Origin of the sequence: Micromonospora sp. M51, assembly GCF_018070305.1 — a bacterium.
Taxonomy (GTDB): Bacteria; Actinomycetota; Actinomycetes; order Mycobacteriales; family Micromonosporaceae; genus Micromonospora; species Micromonospora parva.
This window is the reverse complement of the sequence record NZ_JAGPXZ010000607.1, coordinates 1-3,827: the sequence shown is the minus strand read 5'-3', so window position 1 is coordinate 3,827 and position 3,827 is coordinate 1. Positions and strand designations below refer to the sequence as shown.

Below are 3,827 nucleotides of genomic sequence, written 5' to 3'. Positions count from 1 at the left end.
GTACAACCATTGCCCGCCGGTGCCGACCCGACCTTCAAGGCGTACGCCCTCGACGACGTGGTCAACCCGCGGTACTTCTTCGTCTGCCGGGGCCCGGTCGAGTGCGCCGCCTACGGCACGGACGCGCCGGTCACCTTCGGCACCCGGGCCGAGAGGACCAAGGTGCGGGTCAACGGGGTGGTCTCCCCGCAGGTGACCAGGCTGGAATACTTCTCCGCCCCGGGTGGGCCACCTCGGGTCATTCCGCTGCTCGACGCGTACCCGGGGAGCCGGACGTTCTCGTTCCGCTCGGCCAGCATGGCGCAGGGCCGGCTCGTCGCGTACGACGCGGACGGGCGGCCGATCGCCAGCTACGACGACGAACTCGCCGCCGCCCTCCGCGCGAGGAGCCGGTAGGCGGTCGCGGGAGGGCGGCGGCGGTTGGTCAGCGGGTGGCGGCGGCCAGGGCGGCGCGCAGCTTCGCGGCGTCGCCGGTGGCCGGGTGCTCCCAGTCGGTAGGGCTGGCGGAGTAGAGCGTGCCGTACGCCGGAGTGTCCGGCTGGTAGCGCCACCCCTCGGCCAGCGGGCCGACGTCGACCGCGTCGTACCCGATCCGGTCCAGGAAGGCGGTCACCTCGGCCTTCGCGTCGGCGTCGTCACCGGCGATCGCGAGGGCGCTGCGGTCGGCCGCACCGGACGGCCGGGAGAGCGCGGCCAGGCCCTTGAAGTAGATGTTGTTGAAGACCTTGACCACCCGCGACTGCGGCAGGTGCCGCTGCAGCAGCTCACTGCTGGTGATCTCGCCGGAGTCCAGCTCCGGGAAGGCCCCGTCGCGCTGCGGGTAGTAGTTGTTGGTGTCGATGACGACCTTGCCGGCCAGTGGCTCCACGGGCACCGCGCGGTACGCCTTCAGCGGCACGCTGACCACCACCAGGTCACCCACCTGTGCTGCGTCCTGCGCGGTGCCGGCGCTGGCGTGCCCGCCCAGGGCCTCGACCAGGTCGGTGAGGGTCTCCGGGCCGCGCGAGTTGCTCAGCACCACGTCGTAGCCGGCGTCGACGGCAAGCCGGGCCACGGTGCCGCCGATGTTGCCACTGCCGATCAGTCCCACAGTTGTCATGCTCGTTCCCAACTCCGTCCACCCGCGACGCATTCCCGACCAGCCTGGTGGGTTATTCCGGTCACCCCGGCGGGCGGCTGCTCGCGACCTCGCCTTCCCGGCGGGTGCCTGGTGGCGCCGCACCCGTCCTGGACAACGTACTGCTCACGCTGGTCGCCGACCGGCTCTCCGGTGACGTGCCACTCTCCGGTGGCCAGCGGTTCGTGCCGGCCGCCGTGCGGTGCCGGCCCGGCCCGGCCCGGCCCGGCCCGCAAGATCGTGCTCGATCCGGGATGTAGTGGCGTCCGGAAGCCGGGAGGCCACTACATCCATGTTCGAGCGTGATCAGGGCGGCACGCGCGGCGCCCTGGGTGTCAGGAGGCGGGGAGGGTCTTATCGATGGCGGTGCGTAGCTCGTCCGAGCCGGGCTCGACGGTGGGGGCGAAGCGGGCGGCGACCGAGCCGTCCGGGGCCACCAGGAACTTCTCGAAGTTCCACCGCACGTCACCGGTGTGCCCGTCGGCGTCCGGAGTCTGCACCAACGCGGCGTAGAGCGGGTGCCGGTCGGGGCCGTTGACGTCGACCTTCTCGGTCAACGGGAAGGTGACCCCGTAGTTGACCTGGCAGAAGTCGCTGATCTCGGCAGCGCTGCCCGGCTCCTGCCCCGCGAACTGGTTGCACGGCACGCCGAGCACCACCAGGCCCCGGTCGGCGTAGGAGTCGGCGAGCTTCTGGAGGCCGGCGTACTGCGGGGTGAGGCCGCAGCGGGAGGCCACGTTGACGACCAGCAACGTCTTGCCGCGGTAGCGGGCCAGGTCGGCGGGGCCGCCGTTGAGGGCGTCGATCGGGATGTCGAAGACGGTCATGGACCGAGGCTACTCGCGGGCCGGGCGTCGGCCGGGTGTGGGCGCAGCGTGTGCACTCCGTGCACCAGGAGAAATCGAAACATGCACATCTTGACGAACTGATGACGGCGTGAGTACCGTCTCACCATCTCTTTTGGAAAGTTTCCTAACAGTTCGGGAGACGCCGCATGAAAAGATCGCTCCGCCGAGCCCTCTGGGCCGGTGCCGTGGTCGCCGTGACCGTCGCAGCGGTGCCGGTGACCACCGCGTTCGGCGCCGGCACGGTCACCACCACCTTCACCAAGGCGCAGGACTGGGGGACCGGTCACGAGACGAGGGTGACCGTCACCAACGGGTCCAGTGCCACCGTCACCACCTGGCGCATCGAGTTCGACCTGCCGTCGGGCACCACCATCAGCAGCGCGTGGGACGCCGACGTCACCAGCAGCGGCAACCACTACGTCGCGGTCAAGAAGAGCTGGGCCGGCGGCCTCGCCCCCGGCGCCTCGTTCAGTTGGGGCTACAACGGCAGCGGCGCCTACAAGGCACCGCTGAACTGCACCATCAACGGTGCCGCGTGCGGCGGCGGAACGACCCCGCCCACCACGACCCCGCCGACCACCACCCCACCGACCACGACGCCACCGACCACCCCGCCACCCACCACGCCACCGCCGACCACGCCGCCGCCGAACACCGGTGGCAAGAAGGTCGTCGGCTACTTCGCCGAGTGGGGCGTGTACGCCCGCAACTACCACGTCAAGAACATCCAGACCAGCGGCTCGGCCGCCAAGCTGACCCACATCCTGTACGCCTTCGGCAACACCACCGGCGGTCGCTGCTCGATCGGTGACAGCTACGCCGACTACGAGAAGGCGTACACGGCGGCGGACAGCGTCGACGGCGTCGCCGACACCTGGGACCAGCCGCTGCGGGGCAGCTTCAACCAGCTGCGCAAGCTCAAGCAGCTGAACCCGCACCTGAAGGTGATCTGGTCGTTCGGTGGCTGGACCTGGTCCGGCGGCTTCACGCAGGCCGCGCAGAACCCGGCCGCCTTCGCCGAGAGCTGCTACAACCTGGTCGAGGACCCGCGCTGGGCGGACGTCTTCGACGGCATCGACGTCGACTGGGAGTACCCCAACGCCTGCGGTCTGAGCTGTGACACCAGCGGCCCGAACGCCTTCAAGAACGTGATCAGCGCGCTGCGGTCGAAGTTCGGCTCCAACGCCCTGGTCACCGCCGCCATCACCGCGGACGGCAGCAACGGCGGCAAGATCGACGCCACCGACTACGCCGGCGCCATCGGCAACCTCAACTGGCTGATGCCGATGACGTACGACTACTTCGGGGCGTTCAACGCCCAGGGGCCGACGGCGCCGCACTCGCCGCTGACCTCGTACACCGGCATCCCGCAGCAGGGCTTCAACTCCGACGCGGCGATCCAGAAGCTCAAGAGCAAGGGCGTCCCGGCCAGCAAGCTGCTGCTCGGCATCGGCTTCTACGGGCGGGGCTGGACCGGTGTCACCCAGGCGGCGCCGGGCGGCAGCGCCACCGGCGCGGCACCGGGCACCTACGAGGCGGGCATCGAGGACTACAAGGTCCTCAAGAACACCTGCCCGGCCACCGGCACGATCGCCGGCACCGCGTACGCCAAGTGCGGCAGCAACTGGTGGAGCTACGACACCCCGTCGACCATCAACGGCAAGATGACGTACGCGAACAACCAGGGCCTCGGTGGCGCGTTCTTCTGGGAACTCTCCGGTGACACGAGCAACGGCGAGCTCATCGGCGCCATCAAGGGCGGCCTCGGCTGAGCCGAAGGCCGGCGCACCACCCACACGGCGGGAAGGGACCCGCACCGTCCCTTCCCGCCCGTGACACAGCGGCCCGGGCGCCCCCCCCCC

5 protein-coding genes are annotated in these 3,827 nt (G+C 70.3%); 3 read left to right on the top strand and 2 right to left on the bottom strand.

Annotated features, from left to right (window positions below):
• Positions 1 to 396: hypothetical protein (locus KBX53_RS25430; RefSeq protein ID WP_210862039.1), on the top strand; the 396-nt coding region annotated here is incomplete at its 5' end.
• 28 nt (positions 397 to 424) lie between these two features.
• Here KBX53_RS25430 and KBX53_RS25425 read toward each other — a convergent pair.
• Positions 425 to 1,099, bottom strand: coding sequence for an NADPH-dependent F420 reductase (locus tag KBX53_RS25425; RefSeq protein WP_030337703.1), 675 nt, complete (start codon positions 1,097 to 1,099; stop codon positions 425 to 427).
• Positions 1,100 to 1,146: 47 nt separating this feature from the next.
• Between KBX53_RS25425 and KBX53_RS25420 the strand changes: the two genes are divergently transcribed.
• Positions 1,147 to 1,377 (top strand): hypothetical protein, encoded by a 231-nt coding sequence (locus tag KBX53_RS25420; protein WP_210862037.1) that lies wholly within the window; start codon positions 1,147 to 1,149, stop codon positions 1,375 to 1,377.
• 75 nt (positions 1,378 to 1,452) lie between these two features.
• On the opposite strand, the gene KBX53_RS25415 is transcribed toward KBX53_RS25420, so the two are convergent.
• The gene (locus KBX53_RS25415) at positions 1,453 to 1,944 is read right to left on the bottom strand and encodes a glutathione peroxidase (protein ID WP_210862036.1); all 492 of its coding nucleotides are present in this window, start codon (positions 1,942 to 1,944) and stop codon (positions 1,453 to 1,455) included.
• A gap of 167 nt (positions 1,945 to 2,111) precedes the next feature.
• On the opposite strand from KBX53_RS25415, the gene KBX53_RS25410 reads away from it, so the two are divergent.
• On the top strand, positions 2,112 to 3,737 hold the full coding sequence (locus KBX53_RS25410) for a glycosyl hydrolase family 18 protein (protein WP_030337701.1): 1,626 nt from the start codon (positions 2,112 to 2,114) through the stop codon (positions 3,735 to 3,737).
• Positions 3,738 to 3,827 lie beyond the last annotated feature (90 nt).

Excerpts from the sequence above, each read along its gene's own strand:
- KBX53_RS25425 (WP_030337703.1), bottom strand. The coding sequence starts at position 1,099 with ATGACAACTGTGGGACTGATCGGCAGTGGCAACATCGGCGGCACCGTG.
- KBX53_RS25415 (WP_210862036.1), bottom strand. The coding sequence starts at position 1,944 with ATGACCGTCTTCGACATCCCGATCGACGCCCTCAACGGCGGCCCCGCC.
- KBX53_RS25410 (WP_030337701.1), top strand. The coding sequence starts at position 2,112 with ATGAAAAGATCGCTCCGCCGAGCCCTCTGGGCCGGTGCCGTGGTCGCC.